Raw genomic sequence first — 2,507 nt, 5'->3', positions numbered from 1 at the left:
AATACATTCCCTTTTTGAACAGCTTCAAAAGAATAATTTCCTCCTTGTACATGAAAAATGACTTGTGGAATTGTTCTTAACTCTTTAAAGTCTAAACAATTTGCCTTAAGACGATTAACAATTACATTTCCAACATACAACATTCCTTGCAGTCCTTCACCTTCGGCTTCAGCTCTCATCATCCTTGCCATTAAATCAACGTCTGAACTTCGATAACTTACTCTCGGCATTTTTTCACCCCAAATATATCGTATGAAAAACAGCCTGCACTAATGTCATTATTTGCGAAAATGACACTCTCCTTCAGTAGAGGCTGTTATTAACTCGTTTAGTAACACCGAGAAAATGGGTGTCTTAATGGAATGAAATCAAGATCCTATATGCTAGTCAGAGAAGGATTTTTTTTGCACACAAGGTTGCCGAAGGAATCTAAATAACAAATTCCCCCCAACAGTGTCGGGGGTTTTTCTTTTGAATAAGGAAACATAAAATTTTTCGATTGACTTTATGTAAAAAATAAAATAAAATTCTAAGTACTTCTTTTAAACTACTCTAACTTGAGTACTTTAAATCGAGTAATATACTTTAAAATAAAAGGATGGATTCAACATATGAAATTTACTGCATTCTTAAAAACACGAGGTGCAACAGCGGCAATCTTTATGGGGATTTTCTATGCAATTGCCATGCTAGGCATCTTCTTGCCTGGGTATACAGCCATTCCAGGAAATGTCGATAAATTACCTATCGCCATCATCAATGATGATGCTGGTAAAAATGGTGCAATGATCGCCGAAAATTTACAAGAAAATTTACCCTTTAAAGAAATCGAGACGGATATAACAAATAAACAAGCCTTAAAAGATTTGGAGCACAATGATTTAGCATTAATCGTACACATCCCAAAAACCTTCTCTGAAAACATTCAAAAAGGTGAAGCGTCATCAAGCATCGACTTTACAATCAATGAGGCAGGCGCAACAGTCGTTTCTTCTACCATGAATTCTGTCGTAACTGAAATTAACAGTCAGTTAAGCACACAATTCTCGCAACAAACAGCTCAGGGCGTATTGATGAACTTTAATGTACCAGAAAAGCAAGCTGCTGAATTAGCGGAAAAGATTGAGAAATCCTATGTAGGAAATGTCGTTACAATCAACGAAATACCCGATGGCATGAATCATAATATGCTGCCGATGTTCTTAACAATGGCCGGTTATGTAGGGGCAATGATCGGGGCCATGCAATTAGTAAGTGCATTTAGAGCCAGCCGGGGAAAAGCAAGCAAAACACGGTTATTCGCTTATGTGCAAATGGCTGCATTATTGATTGCCGTGGTTTCATCAATCATCGCTGTAGGTGTAGCCTATTTAATTGACAAGCCGAGCGGTGACCTATTCTTTGGTATAGTAGGTCAACAAATACTGAACTATATGGTATGTTTTAATTTCACCGCGATTTTAATCTTCTTATTTGGTGAAGGCGGCATGATTTTAAACTTACCGATTTTATTAATGCAAACAATAGCGAATGGTGCCACCATCACACGTGATATGATGCACGCACCATATGAATGGATGAGCCACATTTCACCGATGTATTACTCGGTTCAAGCTTACTTTGCAAACCTATTTGGCAGCATCAGTCCAAGTCCGTATATTTGGTCAATGGCTGCGGTAGGTGCCGGTGCGATGTTAATTAATATGGCTATTGTCGCGTTTTTACACAAACCGATGCCAGTACAGGTTTCTGAAACAGAAGTTGAAAAGAAAGCGGCAGAAATCACAGCTTAGGTTTTGCTACAATAAGGAGATAATACTTCTTAAAGGAGCGTAGAAAATGTCTATTCAAATTTTTATATTGAGCAAGCTGATGGAGGATAAAAATTATCCTTATAAATTAAAAAAGCAGCTTTCAGAACCCATTCCATTGGATCGCCTGGGCGGGTTAACGGAAAGTAAACTGTACTACCATTTTGAATCATTGGTGAAACAAGGTTTAGTCGAGCCAGTTGAAGTGATAAAAGAAGAACATCGGCCTGATAAACAGGTATTTGCGATTACGGATAAGGGTCGCGAAGAACTACCCAAAAAAATCTATAAGTTATTTGAAAATGCGGATGAAATCAAGGATATGATTGTTGGTTTAGCCAACATCAAGTATGTGGACCGGGATAAAGTAGTAGATATATTAGAAAGAAAAGTAAATTCCATCAAGGCTATTTGGGAGCAGCTTGGGAATTTCGAGCCAGAACCTAAAGGCAACGAGAATATTCGTGAATTTTTAGCTGGTTATTTTTCGACCAGAACAGATCACACAATATCTTGGTTTGAAGAGTTAATCAAAAGGATTAAGACAAAGGAATTGTGAGTTTACTTGTAGGCAAATTCGAGTTGATTTCAGAAATGCGCTCCCTTTCCGCCAACTGTCTGCCAAGCCGCATCAAAGCAAGCGGCTGTGGGGTCTCGGCTAGCCAGTTATTCGGCAGGAGTGTCGTAAATTTCTTC

The 2,507-nt window shown here is 38.2% G+C and carries 3 protein-coding genes; 2 read left to right on the top strand and 1 reads right to left on the bottom strand.

The window, feature by feature from the left end:
* A partial coding sequence (locus ADA55_RS03235; protein WP_048678945.1) for a cell wall hydrolase occupies positions 1–230 on the bottom strand: 230 nt, incomplete at its 3' end.
* Positions 231–611: 381 nt separating this feature from the next.
* On the opposite strand from ADA55_RS03235, the gene ADA55_RS03230 reads away from it, so the two are divergent.
* Together ADA55_RS03230 and ADA55_RS03225 are read left to right on the top strand one after the other, a co-directional pair.
* On the top strand, positions 612–1,793 hold the full coding sequence (locus ADA55_RS03230; RefSeq protein WP_048678943.1) for a YhgE/Pip domain-containing protein: 1,182 nt from the start codon (positions 612–614) through the stop codon (positions 1,791–1,793).
* A gap of 46 nt (positions 1,794–1,839) precedes the next feature.
* Positions 1,840–2,370, top strand: coding sequence for a PadR family transcriptional regulator (locus tag ADA55_RS03225; protein ID WP_048678940.1), 531 nt, complete (start codon positions 1,840–1,842; stop codon positions 2,368–2,370).
* Positions 2,371–2,507: the final 137 nt, after the last annotated feature.

The organism is Bacillus sp. 220_BSPC, from assembly GCF_001054655.1.
GTDB lineage: Bacteria > Bacillota > Bacilli > Bacillales > DSM-1321 > Peribacillus > Peribacillus frigoritolerans.
The sequence above is the reverse complement of the archived record's forward strand: the minus strand, read 5'-3'. Positions and strand labels throughout refer to the sequence as shown.